At 65.7% G+C, this 17,818-nt stretch carries 17 protein-coding genes; 13 read left to right on the plus strand and 4 right to left on the minus strand.

What is annotated here, in order from left to right; translation table 11 throughout:
- Window positions 1-109 precede the first annotated feature (109 nt).
- Window positions 110-1,627, plus strand: a complete 1,518-nt coding sequence (locus LPA45_RS01165; RefSeq protein WP_376790623.1) for a CoA-acylating methylmalonate-semialdehyde dehydrogenase — start codon at window positions 110-112, stop codon at window positions 1,625-1,627.
- Here the strand turns inward: LPA45_RS01165 and LPA45_RS01170 are convergent.
- The gene (locus LPA45_RS01170) at window positions 1,605-1,790 is read right to left on the minus strand and encodes a helix-turn-helix domain-containing protein (protein ID WP_233527934.1); all 186 of its coding nucleotides are present in this window, start codon (window positions 1,788-1,790) and stop codon (window positions 1,605-1,607) included. The genes LPA45_RS01165 and LPA45_RS01170 overlap by 23 nt on opposite strands.
- A 24-nt stretch (window positions 1,791-1,814) precedes the next feature.
- Here LPA45_RS01170 and LPA45_RS01175 point away from each other — a divergent pair, with 24 nt between their 5' ends.
- The 3 genes from LPA45_RS01175 to LPA45_RS01185 all read left to right on the plus strand — a co-directional run bounded on the left by LPA45_RS01175 (window position 1,815) and on the right by LPA45_RS01185 (window position 3,872).
- Entirely contained in the window at window positions 1,815-2,078 is a 264-nt protein-coding gene (locus tag LPA45_RS01175) for a hypothetical protein (RefSeq protein ID WP_233527935.1), read from the plus strand.
- 9 nt (window positions 2,079-2,087) lie between these two features.
- Entirely contained in the window at window positions 2,088-2,291 is a 204-nt protein-coding gene (locus LPA45_RS01180; RefSeq protein WP_367394797.1) for a hypothetical protein, read from the plus strand.
- 183 nt (window positions 2,292-2,474) lie between these two features.
- Complete coding sequence (locus LPA45_RS01185; RefSeq protein ID WP_116316941.1) at window positions 2,475-3,872, plus strand: amino acid permease; 1,398 nt, start codon at window positions 2,475-2,477, stop codon at window positions 3,870-3,872.
- 3 nt (window positions 3,873-3,875) lie between these two features.
- Here LPA45_RS01185 and LPA45_RS01190 read toward each other — a convergent pair whose 3' ends face one another.
- Window positions 3,876-5,285 carry a PLP-dependent aminotransferase family protein gene (locus tag LPA45_RS01190; RefSeq protein ID WP_116316942.1) on the minus strand — a complete coding sequence of 470 codons (1,410 nt, stop codon included), beginning with the start codon at window positions 5,283-5,285 and terminating at the stop codon, window positions 3,876-3,878.
- Between the two features lie 163 nt (window positions 5,286-5,448).
- Between LPA45_RS01190 and LPA45_RS01195 the strand changes: the two genes are divergently transcribed.
- From LPA45_RS01195 to LPA45_RS01215, 5 genes are all read left to right on the plus strand, one after another.
- Window positions 5,449-5,796: a DUF2917 domain-containing protein gene (locus LPA45_RS01195; RefSeq protein ID WP_116316943.1), complete on the plus strand. Its 348-nt coding sequence runs from the start codon at window positions 5,449-5,451 to the stop codon at window positions 5,794-5,796.
- Window positions 5,797-6,059: 263 nt separating this feature from the next.
- Entirely contained in the window at window positions 6,060-9,350 is a 3,291-nt protein-coding gene (icmF, locus tag LPA45_RS01200; RefSeq protein WP_367394798.1) for a fused isobutyryl-CoA mutase/GTPase IcmF, read from the plus strand.
- 155 nt (window positions 9,351-9,505) lie between these two features.
- The gene (locus LPA45_RS01205) at window positions 9,506-9,943 is read left to right on the plus strand and encodes an HIT family protein (RefSeq protein WP_317925188.1); all 438 of its coding nucleotides are present in this window, start codon (window positions 9,506-9,508) and stop codon (window positions 9,941-9,943) included.
- Between the two features lie 53 nt (window positions 9,944-9,996).
- Complete coding sequence (locus tag LPA45_RS01210) at window positions 9,997-10,851, plus strand: 3-hydroxybutyryl-CoA dehydrogenase (RefSeq protein WP_116316946.1); 855 nt, start codon at window positions 9,997-9,999, stop codon at window positions 10,849-10,851.
- Between the two features lie 220 nt (window positions 10,852-11,071).
- Window positions 11,072-11,410 (plus strand): hypothetical protein, encoded by a 339-nt coding sequence (locus LPA45_RS01215; RefSeq protein WP_367394799.1) that lies wholly within the window; start codon window positions 11,072-11,074, stop codon window positions 11,408-11,410.
- 27 nt (window positions 11,411-11,437) lie between these two features.
- Here LPA45_RS01215 and LPA45_RS01220 read toward each other — a convergent pair whose 3' ends face one another.
- A complete protein-coding gene (locus LPA45_RS01220) occupies window positions 11,438-11,860 on the minus strand; it encodes a DUF3293 domain-containing protein (RefSeq protein ID WP_317925186.1) in 423 nt (140 codons plus the stop codon).
- 2 nt (window positions 11,861-11,862) lie between these two features.
- Window positions 11,863-12,531 (minus strand): Crp/Fnr family transcriptional regulator, encoded by a 669-nt coding sequence (locus LPA45_RS01225; protein ID WP_116316949.1) that lies wholly within the window; start codon window positions 12,529-12,531, stop codon window positions 11,863-11,865.
- 281 nt (window positions 12,532-12,812) lie between these two features.
- Here LPA45_RS01225 and LPA45_RS01230 point away from each other — a divergent pair, with 281 nt between their 5' ends.
- Genes LPA45_RS01230 through LPA45_RS01245 form a run of 4 tightly spaced genes read left to right on the plus strand, consistent with a single transcriptional unit; the run spans window position 12,813 to window position 17,786 of the window.
- Window positions 12,813-14,771, plus strand: coding sequence for a long-chain fatty acid--CoA ligase (locus LPA45_RS01230; RefSeq protein ID WP_116316950.1), 1,959 nt, complete (start codon window positions 12,813-12,815; stop codon window positions 14,769-14,771).
- 23 nt (window positions 14,772-14,794) lie between these two features.
- The gene (locus LPA45_RS01235) at window positions 14,795-15,757 is read left to right on the plus strand and encodes an ABC transporter ATP-binding protein (RefSeq protein ID WP_116316951.1); all 963 of its coding nucleotides are present in this window, start codon (window positions 14,795-14,797) and stop codon (window positions 15,755-15,757) included.
- Between the two features lie 13 nt (window positions 15,758-15,770).
- Window positions 15,771-16,685 carry a branched-chain amino acid ABC transporter permease gene (locus LPA45_RS01240; RefSeq protein WP_029046687.1) on the plus strand — a complete coding sequence of 305 codons (915 nt, stop codon included), beginning with the start codon at window positions 15,771-15,773 and terminating at the stop codon, window positions 16,683-16,685.
- Between the two features lie 24 nt (window positions 16,686-16,709).
- Window positions 16,710-17,786 carry a branched-chain amino acid ABC transporter permease gene (locus LPA45_RS01245; RefSeq protein WP_116316952.1) on the plus strand — a complete coding sequence of 359 codons (1,077 nt, stop codon included), beginning with the start codon at window positions 16,710-16,712 and terminating at the stop codon, window positions 17,784-17,786.
- Window positions 17,787-17,818: the final 32 nt, after the last annotated feature.

Genomic DNA, 17,818 nt, shown 5'->3' on the forward strand with positions numbered 1-17,818 from the left:
CGGCGCACGCCGCATCGCATTGCCGCCGGGCCTTCGGGTCCGGCTCTCTGATTGCAGACCGCGGCGCGCGCTGACGTGCGCGCGCCGTGGCCATCGAAGGAAATCCCAAGTGAGCATCGCAGAAAACCGGCAACTGGCCGAAATCCATCATTACATCGGCGGCGCCGTGCGCCGCGCCGGCGGCCAGCGGCTGGCGGACGTGTTCAATCCCGCCACCGGCGAAGTCGCCGCGCGCGTGGCGCTGGCTACCGCGCAGGACGTTGCCGATGCCGTCGCCGCCGCCAAGGCTGCCTTTCCGGCTTGGTCCGAGACGCCGCCGCTGCGCCGGGCGCGCATCCTGTTCAAGTTCAAGGAACTGCTCGACCAGCACCACGATGACCTGGCCGCGCTGATCACGCGCGAGCATGGCAAGGTGTTCTCCGATGCCAAGGGTGAAGTCACACGCGGCATCGAGGTGGTGGAGTTTGCCTGCGGCATCCCCAACCTGCTGAAGACCGATTTCACCGACAACGTCGGCGGCGGCATCGACAACTGGAACCTGCGCCAGCCGCTGGGCGTGGTGGCGGGGATCACGCCGTTCAACTTCCCGGTGATGGTGCCGATGTGGATGTTCCCGGTGGCGCTGGCTTGCGGCAATACGTTCGTGCTGAAGCCGTCGGAGCGGGATCCGTCGCCGAGCCTGCTGATCGCCGATCTGCTGCGCCAGGCTGGCTTGCCTGATGGCGTGTTCAACGTCGTGCAGGGGGACAAGGAAGCGGTCGATGCGCTGCTGGCGCATCCGGATGTGCAGGCGTTGTCGTTTGTCGGATCGACGCCAATCGCCGAGTACATCTATACGGAAGGCACTAAGCACGGCAAGCGGGTGCAGGCGCTGGGCGGGGCCAAGAACCACCTGGTGGTGATGCCTGACGCGGATCTCGACCAGGCGGTCGATGCGCTGATCGGTGCGGCCTATGGCTCGGCGGGCGAGCGCTGCATGGCGATCTCGGTGGCCGTGGCCGTGGGCGAGGTCGCTGACAGGCTGGTGCCGCGGCTGGCGGAGCGGGCGCGCTCCCTGAAGATCCGCAACGGCATGGAGTCCGACGCCGAAATGGGTCCGCTGGTGACCGGGGCGCACAAGGCCAAGGTCGAAGGCTATATCGCCAAGGGCGTGGAAGAGGGCGCGACGCTGGTGACCGACGGGCGGGGACACAAGGTCGAGGGGCACGAGAACGGCTTCTATGTCGGCGGCACGCTGTTCGATCACGTCACGCCCGACATGACCATCTACAAGGAAGAGATCTTCGGGCCGGTGCTGTCGGTGGTGCGCGTGGAAGACTTTGCCCACGCGGTTACGCTGATCAATGCGCATGAGTTTGGCAACGGCGTGTCCTGCTATACCAGCGACGGTGGGATTGCGCGTGCGTTTGCCCGGCAGATCCAGGTGGGCATGGTCGGCATCAACGTGCCGATCCCCGTGCCCATGGCCTGGCATTCCTTCGGCGGCTGGAAGCGCTCGCTGTTTGGCGACCATCATGCCTACGGCGAAGAAGGCGTACGGTTCTACACGCGCTACAAGAGTGTGATGCAGCGGTGGCCGGATTCCATTGCCAAGGGGGCGGAGTTTACGATGCCGGTGGCGAAGTAAGGGTTGGTTTGGCGGCGCGCGCTTGTCGGTAAGCCCTTGGCGTGGCCGCCTCGGCCTTGTTCCAGCAGGCACGAAAGGCCTGCACGCTGGCGAAGCCGCTTTTCAACGCAATCTCTTCCACAGCCAGGCTCGATGACGCCAGCAGCTTGCGCGCGCGTGCCATGCGCAGCGCGAGCTCCTGACCTCGATGTTCTGCTTCGAGCGCTATGGCAGCCGGATCAAGGGCAAGGTGTTCGGGCTGCTGTTCCTGGGCCACCAGCTCGGCGCCTTCCTGACGGTGCAGCTGGGCGCGTGGTCGTTCGATGCCACGCGCAGCTACCAGCAAACCATCGTCGCGCTGGTCGGGATCACGCTGTGTTCGGCGGCATGTTCTTGGTTCGGGCTGCGCCGTGCGGGGGCCTTGCCGGTGGAGGCCGCAGGCCAGCCGCAGCCTGTGGCGGCTAGCCGTTGAATCGGCACCATGTTGTTGAAGCTTCTCCTGCTGACCGGCACGCTGGCTCCGCTGGTGGCGGCGGCCTGCACGATACCGTGCCCGCGGCACGCCCGGATCATCGCCCTCGCGGTGCTGGCGCTCGCCGGCACCGCCATGCTCATGCTGGACCCGCTCTCCACCGCGCTGGCGCGCGTGGACGGCGTCCTTTCCGCGCCCGGCTGCGGCGGCTGACGACAGCTTGTCTCCGGTCAGCACCGGACGATCGCGCGTTCCCTATTATTCCGATGTCGTGCCCGCCGGGCGCGGGCGCCGAATGTGACGTCTGCGCAGTAAGGCAGGCGTAAACTAGCGCGCTTTTTCCGGGCCGCCGCCAATGCAGAAGCAGGCGCCCCGGCTACTGCTGCAGGAGTCTGAATGAGTTTGTTCCGCACCAAGGACATCGACGCGATGCTGGCTGTCGCGCGCGATGACGGCCTGAAAAAGGTGCTGGGTCCGGTCGACCTGGTGATGATGGGAATCGGCGCGATCATTGGCACCGGGATTTTCGTGCTGACCGGCACCGGCGCGCTGACCGCCGGGCCGGCGCTGACCGTGTCCTTCATCATTGCCGCGCTGGCGTGCGGCTTTGCCGCGTTGTGCTACGCGGAGTTCGCTTCGGCCATCCCCGTATCGGGGTCGATCTATACCTACAGCTATGCCACGCTCGGCGAGATCGTCGCGTGGATGATCGGCTGGGACCTGCTGCTGGAGTACGGGCTGGCCACCTCGGCGGTGTCAGTGGGCTGGTCGGGCTACTTCCAGTCGCTGATGGCGGGCTTCGGGCTGAAGCTGCCGGCGGCGCTGACCGCCGCGCCGGGCTCGGTGCCGGGCGTGGAGACCATGATCAACCTGCCGGCCTGCCTGATCATGCTGGCGATCACCTGGGTGGTGTCTTACGGCGTGCGCGAGTCCACGCGCATCAACAACCTGATGGTCGCGGTCAAGATCGGGGTGGTGCTGCTGTTTATCGCGGTCGGCGTCTGGCACGTGCAGCCGGCCAACTGGGAGCCGTTCGCGCCGTTCGGCTTCACGGGGATCTTCAACGCCGCGGCGCTGGTGTTCTTTGCCTTTATCGGCTTCGACGCGGTGACGTCGGCGGCGGAAGAAGTGCGCAACCCGCGCCGCGACCTGCCGATCGGCATCATCGGCTCGCTGGCGGTATGCACGGTGCTGTATGTCGTGGTGGCGGCGATCATGACCGGTATCGTGCCATTCGCCAAGTTCGCCGGCGTCGACCACCCGGTGTCGCTGGCGCTGCAGTACGCCGGGCAGAACTGGGTGGCGGGCTTTGTCGACCTGGGCGCGATCCTGGGCATGACCACGGTGATCCTGGTGATGACCTACGGCCAGACCCGTGTGATCTTCGCCATGTCGCGCGACGGGCTGCTGCCGGAACGGCTGTCGTCGGTGCACCCCGTGCACGCGACGCCTTACTTCGCCACCTGGACCGTGGGCCTGATCTTTGCCGCGATCGCCGGCTTCGTGCCGCTGAACGTGCTGGCCGAGCTGATCAATATCGGCACGCTGGCCGCCTTTACGCTGATCTCGGTGGCGGTGCTGGTGCTGCGCAAGACCCGTCCCGACCTGCCGCGCGCATTCCGCTGCCCGGGCGTGCCGGTGGTGCCGCTGCTGTCGATCGGCTTCTGCCTGTTCCTGATGGCGCACCTGCAGGCACTGACGTGGATTGCCTTCCTGGTGTGGCTCGCGCTGGGGCTGGTGATCTACTTCGCCTACGCGCGGCGCAACGCCGTGCTGCATAACCACGGTGGCTAAGCGTCAGCGCGTGCGGCGCTCCGCTGCCGCCTTCATGAAAGCCACCGCGCGCGGCTCGTTGGCATAGGCGGCGTTGATGCGGATCCAGGCCGAGGCCTCGCCGCCGGGCCGGAAGTAATTGCCCGGCGCCAGCGTCACGCCGTATTCCTCGCCCAGCGTCACCAGGTCGCGCGAATCCTCGATGAAGGGCGGCCGCGCCCACAGGAAGTTGCCGCCGGCCGGTTCGCAGAACACTTCCCAGCCGCAGCCGGTCAGCTGCCGTACCGCGTTGGCCGACGCCTCGCGCACGCGCAGGCGCAGCCGTTCGATGTATTTGCGATAGCCGCCGCGCTCCAGCAGCGCCGCGGTCACCGCTTCCGCGAAGTGCGAGCCGGCGACGCTGGTCAGCACCTTCACGTCGACCAGGTCCTTGATCAGCGCCTTGTCGGCCACCAGGTAGCCGATCCGCAGCGACGCCGACACCGTCTTGGAAAACCCGCCGATGTAGATCACGTGCTCGAGCTGGTCCAGCGTGGCCAGGCGGTCGGTGAAGTGCGTCTGGAAGTCCGAGAAGATATCGTCCTCGACAAAGCGGAAGCCGTGCCGGCGCGCCAGCTCCAGCAGCCGGAAAGCGACCGGCGGCGCCAGCGTGGAGCCGGTGGGGTTCTGCAGCACGCTGTTGGTGAAGAACAGCTTGGGCTTGTGCTGGCGCAGCAGCGCCTCGCACGCATCGGGGTCGGGGCCGTGGGGCGTGTGCGGCACGCCCACCAGCTGCACGCCGTGCAGCCGCAGCAGGCCGAACAGGTTGTAGTAGCCGGGGTCTTCCACGAACACGGTGTCGCCCGGCTTGAGCAGGTGGCGCACCACCAGGTCCAGCGCCTGGCTGGCGCCGCTGGTGATCAGCACCTGCGACAGTTCCGCCGCGATGCCGAGCTGGCGCACGCGCAGCAGCACCTGCCGGCGCAGTTCCGGGTGGCCAAGCGGCGTGGCGTAGTGGATCACGCTGTCGATCTCGGTACGCGAGACCGCGCGGATCGCCTGCTGCAGCCCTTCCACGTCGCGCCAGGTCTCGGGCACGAAGCCGCCGGCCAGCTTGAGCGTGCTGCTGGGGTGGTTGAACTGCTCCAGGATGTGGTCGGAAAGATCCTCCGCCAGGCTGGGATCCGACCAGCCACACGCCGAGCGCCCCGCGAGCGGGCTGTCCGCCACGTAGAAGCCCGACCCCTGCCGCGAATCCAGCAACCCCTGCGACACCAGCCGGTCATAGGCCTCGATCACGGGGAAGCGGCTGATGCCGTTTTCTGCCGCCAGCTGGCGGATCGAAGGCAGTTTTGCCCCCGGCCGGGCCTCGCGGTTGCCGATCCACGACTTCACGCCATTGACGATCTGATCGGTCAGTGGAATTCCGGTGGAAGCATCTAAGATGAGTTTCATAGGCAGGCAGCCGGGGGAAACCGGAATACGCAACTGTCAGGGAAAACTACTGAACAGTTCATCGAAAACTGTTCACAACTGTACATGGGATTGTAGTGAGGGAGGCGAATAATGGAAGCGTGGCGGAGATAACGGAGACCGCCAGGCTGAAGAGGAATGCATCATGCGCGAACTACGGACTTTCGAACTGGACCAGCCCGGACAGCCAGTGAGCTGGCGCGCCGGTTACGGGCAGACCGTCTGCGCGGCGGCGGGCAGGCTGTGGGTGACGGTCGAGGGCAATCCCAACGATATCTGGCTGGAGCCGGGTGCCGAGCTGGCACTGCCGGAGGGCTACCGCGTGTGGCTGTCGGGCGATGGCGCGGAAGCGCGCTTCACGCTGGCGCAGACGCCGGCGCCGTGGTCGCTGCGGCGGCTTGGGGCGTGGGTGCGGGCGTTGCAGCATCGGGTGGAAGAGCATAGTACGGATGCGTTTGGGGAATGCCCGCGGATTTGGGCGTTGTGCCGGTGACCCGGCAGTCAATCCGGATGCAGCGCAAAGGCCACCGACAAGGTGGCCTTTTGTTTGCCCGTAGCCCGCAGACACCTACTCTATAAGGACACCGGCACCCCGCCTTCGGGGTTCCGCCTCATTGATTTACGTTAACGTCAACGTCATATAATCGACCAGCCCCAACCGCGGGGCGCAGCCCGCGCGTTTCCAGCCAAGCCGGCACAGAACGGCACCTCCGGCGGATGCCGCGGTCGCAGCCAACACCAGAAACGGTGGAGACAATGACCGACCTTTCCGATGTGCATGATGTGCGCCGCGGCGCGCCGCAGCCCAAGCCGGTCGTGCAGGGCCGCGGCCCGGCCAACAAGGTGCGCTTTGTCACGGCGGCGTCGCTGTTCGACGGCCATGACGCCTCGATCAACATCATGCGCCGCATCCTGCAGTCGCACGGCTGCGAGGTGATCCACCTGGGCCATAACCGCTCGGTCGAGGAAGTGGTCACCGCGGCCTTGCAGGAAGACGCGCAGGGCATTGCCATCTCCAGCTACCAGGGCGGCCACGTCGAATACTTCCAGTACATGGTCGACCTGCTGCGCGGCAAGGGCGGCGAGCACGTGCAGGTCTTCGGCGGCGGCGGTGGCGTGATCGTGCCGGACGAGATCCGCGAATTGCAGGCCTACGGCGTGGCGCGCATCTACAGCCCGGAAGACGGGCAACGCATGGGCCTGGCCGGCATGATTGCCGACATGGTGCAGCGTTGCGACATCGACCTGTCGCGCTACGCGCCGACGTCGCTCGATCCGGTTGCAGGCGGCGACCGCCGCGCGCTGGCGCAGCTGATCACCGCGCTGGAAAACGGCAAGGCCGATGCCGCGCTGGTGCAGGCGATGCATGCGCAGGCGAACCAGGCCGCGATTCCCGTCCTTGGCATCACCGGCACCGGCGGCGCTGGCAAGTCGTCGCTGACCGACGAACTGATCCGCCGCTTCCGCCTCGACCAGCAGGATGCGCTGTCGATCGCCGTGATCTCGATCGACCCGTCGCGCCGCAAGTCCGGCGGCGCGCTGCTGGGCGACCGCATCCGCATGAACGCGATCAACCATCCCAGCATCTTCATGCGCTCGCTGGCCACGCGCGAGGCGGGCTCGGAGATCTCGCAGGCGCTGCCGGACGTGATCGCGGCATGCAAGGTGGCGGGCTTCGATCTCGTGATCGTGGAGACCTCGGGCATCGGGCAGGGCGATGCGGCGATCGTGCCGCACGTTGACCTGTCGCTGTACGTGATGACGCCGGAGTTCGGCGCGGCCAGCCAGCTCGAGAAGATCGACATGCTGGACTTCGCCAACTTCGTTGCCATCAACAAGTTCGACCGCAAGGGCGCGCAGGATGCGTGGCGCGACGTGGCCAAGCAGGTGCAGCGCAATCGCGAGCAATGGCACGGCAAGCCGGAAGACATGCCGGTGTACGGCACGCAGGCATCGCGCTTCAATGACGATGGCGTGACCATGCTGTACCAGGGTTTGCGCGAGGCGCTGGCCGAGCGCGGCTTGAAGTTGCGGCCCGGCACGCTGCCCGAGCTGTGGGGGCGCATTTCCACCGGGCGGAACGTGATCGTGCCGCCTGCGCGCAGCCGCTATCTGGCCGAACTGGCCGATACCTTGCGCGCCTACCACCGCCGCGTGGCCGAACAAAGCCGCCTGGCGCGCGAGCGCCAGCAGTTGCGTGAATCCAGCCGCATGCTGCAGGCCGCGCAGGGAGATGGCACCGCGCTCGATGCACTCGCCGCCGAACGCGACACTGCCCTCGGTCAGGTCGAGCGCAAGCTGCTGGCAATGTGGCCGCAGATGCGCGAGGCCTACAGCGGCGACGAATACGTGGTGAAGATCCGCGACAAGGAGATCCGCACCGGGCTCGTCACGACTACGTTGTCAGGCACCAAGGTGCGCAAGGTCGTACTGCCGCGCTTCGAGGACGACGGCGAAGTGCTGAAGTGGCTGATGCGCGAGAACGTGCCCGGCAGCTTCCCGTACACCGCCGGCGTGTTCGCCTTCAAGCGCGAGAACGAAGACCCGACGCGCATGTTCGCCGGCGAGGGCGACGCCTTCCGTACTAACCGCCGCTTCAAGCTGGTGTCGGAGGGCATGGATGCCAAGCGCCTGTCGACCGCTTTCGACTCGGTCACGCTGTACGGCGAGGACCCCCACGTGCGGCCCGATATCTACGGCAAGGTCGGCAACTCCGGGGTGTCGATCGCCACGCTCGACGACCTGAAGGTGCTGTACGACGGCTTCGACCTGACCAGTCCGTCGACGTCGGTGTCGATGACCATCAACGGCCCCGCGCCGACCATCCTGGCGATGTTCATGAACACCGCCATCGACCAGCAGCTTGACAAGTTCCGCGCCGACAACCAGCGCGAGCCCACCGCCGACGAAGAAGCCAAGATCCGCGCCTGGGTGCTGCAGAATGTGCGCGGCACGGTGCAGGCGGACATCCTCAAGGAAGACCAGGGCCAGAACACCTGCATCTTCTCCACCGAGTTTTCGCTCAAGGTGATGGGCGATATCCAGGAGTATTTTGTCCACCACCAGGTGCGCAACTTCTACTCGGTGTCGATCTCGGGCTACCACATCGCAGAGGCCGGCGCGAACCCGATCTCGCAGCTCGCCTTCACGCTTGCCAACGGCTTCACCTACGTGGAGGCGTACCTGGCGCGCGGCATGCATATCGACGACTTCGCGCCCAACCTGTCGTTCTTCTTCTCCAACGGCATGGACCCGGAGTACAGCGTGCTGGGCCGCGTCGCGCGCCGCATCTGGGCGGTGACGATGCGCGACAAGTACGGCGCCAACGAGCGCAGCCAGAAGCTCAAATACCACATCCAGACCTCGGGCCGCTCGCTGCACGCGCAGGAGATCGACTTCAACGATATCCGCACCACGCTGCAGGCGCTGATCGCGATCTACGACAACTGCAATTCGCTGCACACCAACGCCTACGACGAGGCCATCACCACGCCCACCGGCGAATCGGTGCGCCGCGCACTGGCGATCCAGCTGATCATCAACCGCGAGTGGGGCGTGGCCAGGTGCGAGAACCCCAACCAGGGCAGCTTCCTGATCGAGGAACTGACCGACCTGGTCGAAGAAGCGGTGCTGCAGGAGTTCGAACGCATCGCCGAGCGTGGCGGCGTGCTGGGCGCGATGGAGACCGGCTACCAGCGCGGCAAGATCCAGGAAGAATCGCTTTACTACGAGCAGCTCAAGCACGACGGCACGCTGCCGCTCATCGGCGTGAACACCTTCCGCAACCCGGACGGCGACCCCGTCCCGCAGAAGCTGGAACTGGCGCGCTCCAGCGAGGCCGAGAAGCAGAGCCAGCTGGACCGCCTGCACGCGTTCCAGCAAGGCCATGCCGATGAGGCGCCGGCGATGCTGCAGCGGCTGCGCCAGGCGGTGATCGACAACCAGAACGTGTTCGCGGTGCTGATGGACGCGGTGCGGGTCTGCTCGCTGGGGCAGATCACGCACGCGCTGTTCGAGGTCGGCGGGCAATACCGGCGCAATATGTAGACCCCGATTCACGTAGTGCCGGGGTAGTGACCGGTAATCGCGCAGGGCGGCCGCAGTGAAGGGCCGCCCTGCGTTACACTCGAATGCTGCGCCGCACCCTGACCGCAACATAGCGCTGGCGGCAACAAATTCCGAGACAACCGCAAGACAAGACCATGGACAGCCAGTACAACCCGAACAATATCTTTGCCAAGATCCTGCGCGGCGAGATGCCGTGCATCAAGGTGTACGAGGACGATGACACCATCGCTTTCATGGACATCATGCCGCAGGCCGACGGCCATACGCTGGTGGTGCCCAAGGAAGCCGCGGTCAATCTCTTCGACCTGTCGGAGCAAGGCGCACAGGCGGCCATCGTGGCCACCCAGCGCGTGGCGCGCGCGGTGCGCGCGGCCTTCAGCCCCGACGGCATCTCGATCGGCCAGTTCAACGGCGCAGCGGCGGGCCAGACCGTGCCGCATATCCATTTCCATATCGTGCCGCGCTACAACGACCAGACGCTGCGCGGCCACGCGCGCGACATGCAGGAGCCGGAAGTGCTCAAGGGACATGCCGAACGCATTATCGCCGCGCTGGGCAAGCAGGCGGGCTGAAACCAGACATCCATAAGCATCCAGCAAGCAACCAGCAAACAGAGGAAGAGAAGATGGCAATCAGGACAGTAGGTATCGTCGGTGCCGGCACCATGGGCAATGGCATCGCCCAGGCCTGCGCGGTAGTGGGACTGAACGTGGTGATGGTCGACATCAGCGACGCTGCCGTGCAGAAGGGCGTGGCTACCGTGGCGGGCAGCCTGGACCGGCTGATCAAGAAGGAAAAGCTGACCGAGGCGCAGAAGGCCGACGCGCTGGCGCGCATCAAGGGCAGCACGTCGTATGACGAGCTCAAGGCCACCGACATCGTGATCGAGGCCGCTACCGAGAACTACGACCTGAAGGTCAAGATCCTCAAGCAGATCGACGACATCGTCGGCGAGAACGTGATCATCGCGTCGAACACCTCGTCGATCTCGATCACCAAGCTAGCTGCGGTGACCTCGCGCGCCGACCGCTTCATCGGCATGCACTTCTTCAACCCGGTGCCGGTCATGGCCCTGGTCGAACTGATCCGCGGCCTGCAGACCAGCGACACCACCCACGCCGACGTGGAAGCGCTGGCCAGGGAACTGGGCAAGTACCCGATCACGGTCAAGAACAGCCCGGGCTTCGTCGTCAACCGCATCCTGTGCCCGATGATCAATGAAGCCTTCTGCGTGCTGGGCGAAGGCCTGGCGTCGCCGGAAGAGATCGACGAAGGCATGAAGCTGGGCTGCAACCATCCGATCGGACCGCTGGCGCTGGCCGACATGATCGGCCTGGACACCATGCTGGCCGTGATGGAAGTGCTGTACACGGAATTCGCCGATCCGAAGTACCGCCCGGCGATGCTGATGCGCGAGATGGTGGCCGCTGGCTACCTGGGCCGCAAGACCGGTCGTGGCGTGTACGTCTACAGCAAGTAAGTCAGGCGGCGTTCGCCGCACTTGACTCGTTGCCCCATGCCGGGGTGACGCCAGTCATACCACCAGGGGCCGCCGCGTGCGGCCCTTGTGGTTTCGGGATTGGCGACCCCTTCGCCAAATCCCGCTTACACGCCGTTATAAATGGAAACAATCCGCCGCATCCAGTAACAGGAATGCCGGGTACAGTGCACCCATTCCAATTACGACAAAACGAAACCCAATGCTGCCTCCGGTTCTTGTTGCCGCCCTGCTGGCGGGGGCGATGTCGCTGCTTGCCGCCCGCTCCGCCATGGCCCATGTTGATGTCGGCGTGCATATTGGCGCGCCGGTCTATGTTGCCCCTGCGCCGGTCTACGTGGCGCCGCCGCCGCCGGTGGTCTATGCGCCGCGTTATCACGGCTGGCATGGTGACCGCTACTGGGACGGCCGCCGCTGGTATGGGCGGCATGAGTGGCATGGGCACCGCCACCACCATCGCCACCATCGGCACCACCACCATCGCCACGGGCATGGACACGGCCACGGCCACGGCCACGGCCATCACGGGCACCGCCACTGAGCGGCCGCAGGGGTGAGGTGCCGCCGCTCAGCGCAGCAGCACCAGCCGCGGCACCGCGTCGGCGCCGCTCCACACCACCGCGTTCTGGCCGTATTTCTTGCCCAGCAAGCGCGCATCCGCGAGCGACAGGCCCGGCACCAGATAGCTGGGCTCGGCCGGCCAGCCGTTGGCGGGATGCTCGCCGGCGGCCTCGATCGCACGCAATCCCATTTCCGCGACGTCCTGCGCCAGTGCCTGCTGGCGCGCTGCGTTGGTGTTGTCGTCGCAACGCTGGCTGAACGGATTGGCGGCGGTAATAAAGGCGCTGCACGTTACGCCAAGCAAGCTGTGCAGCGTTGCCAGCGGCGCGCAGGTTTGCTCGATCCGCAAGGTCATCGGCGCATTGCCCAGCACGCGGTAATGCGTCTCGCGATAGGCCCGCAGCGTGGCCGCGTCGATGACGGTGGCCATCGCTACTCCCCGTACTGCCGCAACCCGTCGAGGTCCAGCACCTCGATCACCCCGTAGTCGACCCGCACCAGCCGCTGTTGCTCCAGCACCTTCAACGCCTGGTTGGCGCGCTGGCGCGAAATGCCGGCGAGCAGGCCGATCTCTTCCTGCGAGATCTCCAGCGTCTTGCCGATGCCCGGATACAGGTGCTCATTGAACAGCGACGACACCGCGCGCGCCACGCGTGAATCGATGTCGAGAGAGCGTTCATATTCCACCGCCGCGATGAACTGCCCGAGGCGCTCGTTGAGCTGCGTCAGCAGGAAGCGCGTGAACGGCAGGCTGGTCTCCAGCAGCCACTGAAAAGTCTCGAGCGGCAGGAAGGCGATGGTCGAGCGGCGCAGCGCCATCACGTCGTACTTGCGGATCTCCGACTTGAGCACCGCGCCTTCGCCAAACCAGCCGCCGGTGGGCACGCCGGTAAAGGTCACCGACTTGCCCGACGGCGAGACCGTGGTGATCTTGACGATGCCCTCCAGCACGCCCATCCAGTGCTCGGCCCTGTCGCCCTTGTGGCAGACGTAGTCGCCCTGGCTGTATTCATGCACGCACATGGCACGGCGCACGCGCTCGCGCTGCTCGGGGCTCAGGTCTGCTGCCCACACGCAGCGGTCGACAAAATCGTTCAGCATGGCCTGCAGAAGCTCCGGTAGGGATTAACCCGGAATTGTCACCGGCGTGACAACCCGGGTGGTTGGCATGGGCTATCGTACGATCACAACGGAACCGCGGGTGCCAGAGAAGGGCACGCCGGGAAGGCAGAAGACGCTTCCCCCGGCCCCTCCAGACCAGGCACAGACGGGCTTGATGCGATGCGGCAGATGCCGCCGGGCAAAGCAAGCCAAGTATAACGACCGGACCGGCAGCTTGACACCGGGCGTGGACCCCCACGCCGGAGGGACAGGAGACAGCGATGCAGGAATCGTCGGCGACGACCTTCCCGCGATGGCTGCTGGCGCATGCCCAGCAGCGGCCGGAGCATCCGGCTCATCGCGAGAAGGATCTCGGCATCTGGCAGACATACAGCTGGGCCCAGGCGGCACAGCAAGTGAGGGCGCTGGCATGTGGTCTTGCCGCGCTCGGATTCAAGCGCGGGATGAACCTGGCAGTGGTTGGCGACAACCGCCCGCGGCTGTACTGGGCCATGACCGCGGCGCAGGCGCTGGGTGGCGTGCCGGTGCCGCTGTACCAGGACGCTATCGCCAACGAGATGGTGTACGTGCTCAACGATGCGGAGATCGAGTTCGCCATCGTCGAGGACCAGGAGCAGGTCGACAAGCTGCTTGAAGTCGAGGCGCAACTGGCCGCATCCGGCCGCGTCGTGCGCCATGTCATCTATGAAGACCCGCGCGGCCTGCGCGACTACGAGCATCCTTCGCTGATGTCGTATGAGCGGCTGCAGGAGCTGGGGCGCGAGTTCGACCAGGCGCATCCAGGCTTCTATGAGGAAGCGATTGCCGCGGGCCAGCCCGACGATACCGCGATCATCCTCTATACCTCCGGCACCACCGGCAAGCCCAAGGGCGTGTGCCATTCGCACGCGGGCCTGATTGGCTCTGCGCGCAATGGCTGCGCGTTCGACGGCCTGACCGCCAAGGACGATGTGCTGTCGTACCTGCCTATGGCATGGGTCGGCGACAACCTGTTCTCCTATGCGCAAGCGATGGTGGCGGGCTTCACGGTGAATTGCCCGGAGTCGCGCGAGACGGTGATGACCGACCTGCGCGAGATCGGCCCCACCTATTACTTTGCTCCGCCGCGCATCTATGAAGGCTTGCTGACGCAGGTCATGATCCGCATGGAAGATGCGGGCTGGATCAAGCGCAAGGTGTTCCACTGGGCGATGGACGTGGCGCGCCGCTGCGGCGCGGACATCCTCGACGGGCGCCCGGTGTCCGTCATGGAGCGCGCGCGCTATGCGCTGGGCGAAGCGCTGGTCTACGGCCCGCTGCGCAACGTGCTCGGCATGAGCCGCATCCGCGTGGGCTATACCGCCGGCGAGGCGATCGGGCCGGACCTGTTCCGCTTCTACCGCTCCATCGGCGTGAACCTGAAGCAGTTCTACGGCCAGACCGAGACTTGCGCCTACGTGTGCCTGCAGCCCGACGGGCAGGTCAAGTTCGATTCCGTGGGACCGGCCGCGCCGGGCATGGAAATCCGCATCGCCGACAACGGCGAGGTGCTGGTGCGCGGCGTGGGCCTGCTCAAGTCCTACTACAAGCGCGACGACGCCACGCGCGAGGCCATCAATGACGAGGGCTACTTCATGACCGGCGATGCCGGCGTGATCGATGCCGACGGCCACCTGAAGATCATCGACCGTGCCAAGGACGTGGGCAAGCTCGCCGACGGCTCGATGTTCGCGCCCAAGTACATCGAGAACAAGCTCAAGTTCTTCCCGTACATCAAGGAAGCCGTGGCCTTCGGCAACGGCCGCGGCGAGGTCTGCGCGTTTATCAACATCGATTTCGAGGCAGTCGGCAACTGGGCCGAGCGCCGCCACCTGCCGTACGCGGGCTATGTCGACCTGGCCGCGCAGCCGGACGTGATCGAGATGATCGGCGAATGCGTGAACCAGGTGAACGCCGATCTCGCCAACGATCCCATGCTGGCCGGCTCGCAGGTCGCGCGCTTCCTGATCCTGCACAAGGAACTGGATCCCGACGACGACGAGCTGACGCGTACGCGCAAGGTGCGCCGCGGCTATATCGCCGAGAAATACGGCGTGCTGGTGGATGCGCTCTATGCGGGCAAGTCCGAGCAATTCATCGAGACGCGCGTCAAGTTCGAAGACGGACGCGAGGGCAGCGTGTCGGCCACGCTGAAGCTGGTCGACGCGAAGCGCCAGCCCCCGGCGGCGCGCGCGGCATAAGAGCATAGGGCGGAGGCATCAACATGACGCAAGTGGCCTGGCAAGGCACCGGCAAGCCTGAATGGACCGGCACGGCACGTACCGACGCAAGTGCGGCCGGCGGCAGCGGCGCGATGGCGCCCGCGGGCCCGCTGTCCCCGGCGGGACTGTCGGACGACGGAGGGGCGCAACCCGGCACGCATCACGCGCAGCGCACCGGCGAGCAAGCCCGCACCGGCGGCGAGGTAATCCTGGACCTGCAGCATATCTCGCTGTCGTTCGGCGGGGTGAAGGCGCTGACCGATATCTCGTTCGACGTCTGCGAGCACGAGATCCGCGCCATCATCGGCCCCAACGGCGCCGGCAAGAGTTCGATGCTGAACGTGATCAACGGCGTGTACCACCCGCAGCACGGGCGCATCGTGTTCCGCGGCGAGGAGCGCAAGCAGATGCACCCGACCGCCGCCGCGCGGCAGGGCATCGCGCGCACGTTCCAGAACATCGCGCTGTTCAAGGGCATGACGGTGCTCGACAACATCATGACCGGGCGCAACACGCAGTTCCGCACCGGGCTGCTCGCGCACGCGCTGTGGTGGGGACCGGCACGCAACGAAGAGATGCGCCACCGCCAGAAGGTGGAAGAGGTGATCGATTTCCTGGAGATCCAGTCGATCCGCAAGACCCCGGTGGGACGGCTGCCGTACGGCCTGCAGAAGCGCGTGGAGCTGGCGCGCGCGCTGGCTGCCGAGCCCTCGATGCTGCTGCTCGACGAACCCATGGCCGGCATGAACGTGGAAGAGAAGCAGGACATGTGCCGCTTCATTCTCGATGTGAACCGGCAGTTCGGCACCACCATCGTGCTGATCGAGCACGACATGGGCGTGGTGATGGACATCTCCGACCGCGTCGTGGTGCTGGACTACGGCAAGAAGATCGGCGACGGCACGCCCGAGGAAGTCAAGGGCAATCCGGATGTCATCAAGGCGTATCTGGGCACATCGCACTGAGGGGTTTTCCACCATGACGTTCTTCTTTGAAATCCTGCTCGGCGGTCTGCTGTCCGGCCTGATGTACTCGCTGGTGGCGCTGGGCTTCGTGCTGATCTACAAGGCTTCGGGCGTGTTCAACTTTGCCCAGGGCGCGATGGTCTACTTTGCCGCGCTGGCGGTGGTGGGGCTGATGGACAAGGGCATGCCGATGTGGGCGGCGGTGATCGGCGCCTTCGTGGTGATGATCCTGGTCGGCATGAGCACCGAGCGCTTCGTGCTGCGCAAGCTGGTCAACCAGCCGCCGATCACGCTGTTCATGGCGACCATCGGGCTGTCGTTCTTCCTGGAAGGGCTGGGGCCGCTCTTGTTCGGCAATGAAGTGCGCCCGATCAACCTGGGCATCGTCGACGAGCCGATCGAATCGATCCTGACCAACTTCAACATCGTCATCTCCAAGTTCGACCTTGCCGCCGCTGCCATTGCCGGCGCGCTGGTGGGATCGCTGGCGCTGTTCTTCCAGTACACCAAGGTCGGGCGCGCGCTGCGTGCGGTGGCGGACGATCACCAGGCCGCGCTGTCGCTGGGCATCCCGCTGCAGAACATCTGGGCGATCGTGTGGGGCGTGGCGGGCTTTGTCGCGCTGGTGGCGGGCATGTTGTGGGGCTCGCGCAATGGCGTGCAGTTCGCGCTGACGCTGACCGCGCTGAAGGCGCTGCCGGTGCTGATCCTGGGCGGCTTCACTTCGGTGCCCGGCGCCATCGTCGGCGGGCTGATCATCGGCGCGTCGGAGAAGCTGGCCGAGATCTACATCCCGCCCGTGTTCCAGTCGGTGTTCGGCGGCAATTTCGGCGGCATCGAAGGGTGGTTCCCGTATGTGTTTGCCCTGCTGTTTCTGCTGGTGCGGCCCGAAGGGCTGTTCGGCGAGAAACATATCGACCGCGTCTGACCGACTTCGCACAGGAGACTTGCCATGTTTTATCGTGAAGCCGGCCAGTTCAAGACCAGCTACGTTGCCGACAGCCAGATCTTCCCGATCCGCCAGGACCGCATCGGCTTTGCCGTGCTGATGGCCGTCGCCTTCGTGGCGATCCCGTTCGTCGGATCGGAATACTGGTTCTCGGCCATCCTGATCCCGTTCCTGATCTTCTCGCTGGCGGCGCTGGGACTGAATATCCTGACCGGGTATGCAGGGCAGCTGTCGCTGGGCACCGCGGCCTTCATGGCGGTGGGCGCCTACGCGGCCTACAACTTCCAGTTGCGCATCGAAGGCATTCCGGTGCTGCTGTCATTCCTGCTTGCGGGGCTGTCGGCCGCACTGGTGGGCGTGGCCTTCGGGCTGCCGTCGCTGCGCATCAAGGGCTTCTACCTGGCCGTGGCGACGCTGGCGGCGCAGTTCTTCGTGGTGTGGGCGCTGACCAAGTTTCCCTGGTTCTCGAACAACAGCTCGTCGGGCGTGATCACGGCGCAGCGGCTGGACCTGTTTGGCATCGCCATCGATACGCCGGTAAAGAAGTACCTGTTCGTGCTGGCCATCGTGACTGTGCTGGCGCTGCTGGCCAAGAACCTGGTGCGCTCGGCCACGGGACGCGCCTGGATGTCGGTGCGCGACATGGACGTGGCCGCCGAAGTGATCGGCATCCCGCTGATGCGCACCAAGCTGCTGGCGTTCGCGGTCAGCTCGTTCTACTGCGGCGTGGCCGGCGCGCTGTACGCATTCTGCTACCTGGGCTCGGTCGAGCCGGACGGCTTCTCGCTGGACCTGTCGTTCCGCGTGCTGTTCATGATCATCATCGGCGGCGTGGGCAGCATCCTGGGCTCGTTCCTGGGCGCGGCGTTCATCCTGCTGCTGCCGATCTTCCTGGACAACGTGCTGCCGCCGCTGGCCGGGCTGCTGCACCTGCCCTTTACCAATGCCACGGTGTCGCACATCCAGCTGATGGTGTTCGGCGGGCTGATCATCTTCTTCCTGATCGTGGAGCCGCACGGGCTGGCCCGGCTGTGGCAGATCGCCAAGGAGAAGCTGAGGCTGTGGCCATTCCCGCACTGACGGAGCGGGATTCTTGTCTCACCGCATATACC

It is taken from the genome of Cupriavidus sp. Agwp_2 (assembly GCF_040784895.1).
GTDB lineage: Bacteria > Pseudomonadota > Gammaproteobacteria > Burkholderiales > Burkholderiaceae > Cupriavidus.

Coding starts and splice junctions, on each gene's coding strand:
- LPA45_RS01170 (WP_233527934.1), bottom strand. CDS start 1,790: ATGGCACGCGCGCGCAAGCTGCTGGCGTCATCGAGCCTGGCTGTGGAA.
- LPA45_RS01175 (WP_233527935.1), top strand. CDS start 1,815: ATGTTCTGCTTCGAGCGCTATGGCAGCCGGATCAAGGGCAAGGTGTTC.
- LPA45_RS01180 (WP_367394797.1), top strand. CDS start 2,088: ATGTTGTTGAAGCTTCTCCTGCTGACCGGCACGCTGGCTCCGCTGGTG.
- LPA45_RS01185 (WP_116316941.1), top strand. CDS start 2,475: ATGAGTTTGTTCCGCACCAAGGACATCGACGCGATGCTGGCTGTCGCG.
- LPA45_RS01190 (WP_116316942.1), bottom strand. CDS start 5,285: ATGAAACTCATCTTAGATGCTTCCACCGGAATTCCACTGACCGATCAG.
- LPA45_RS01195 (WP_116316943.1), top strand. CDS start 5,449: ATGCGCGAACTACGGACTTTCGAACTGGACCAGCCCGGACAGCCAGTG.
- icmF (WP_367394798.1), top strand. CDS start 6,060: ATGACCGACCTTTCCGATGTGCATGATGTGCGCCGCGGCGCGCCGCAG.
- LPA45_RS01205 (WP_317925188.1), top strand. CDS start 9,506: ATGGACAGCCAGTACAACCCGAACAATATCTTTGCCAAGATCCTGCGC.
- LPA45_RS01210 (WP_116316946.1), top strand. CDS start 9,997: ATGGCAATCAGGACAGTAGGTATCGTCGGTGCCGGCACCATGGGCAAT.
- LPA45_RS01215 (WP_367394799.1), top strand. CDS start 11,072: ATGCTGCCTCCGGTTCTTGTTGCCGCCCTGCTGGCGGGGGCGATGTCG.
- LPA45_RS01220 (WP_317925186.1), bottom strand. CDS start 11,860: ATGGCCACCGTCATCGACGCGGCCACGCTGCGGGCCTATCGCGAGACG.
- LPA45_RS01225 (WP_116316949.1), bottom strand. CDS start 12,531: ATGCTGAACGATTTTGTCGACCGCTGCGTGTGGGCAGCAGACCTGAGC.
- LPA45_RS01230 (WP_116316950.1), top strand. CDS start 12,813: ATGCAGGAATCGTCGGCGACGACCTTCCCGCGATGGCTGCTGGCGCAT.
- LPA45_RS01235 (WP_116316951.1), top strand. CDS start 14,795: ATGACGCAAGTGGCCTGGCAAGGCACCGGCAAGCCTGAATGGACCGGC.
- LPA45_RS01240 (WP_029046687.1), top strand. CDS start 15,771: ATGACGTTCTTCTTTGAAATCCTGCTCGGCGGTCTGCTGTCCGGCCTG.
- LPA45_RS01245 (WP_116316952.1), top strand. CDS start 16,710: ATGTTTTATCGTGAAGCCGGCCAGTTCAAGACCAGCTACGTTGCCGAC.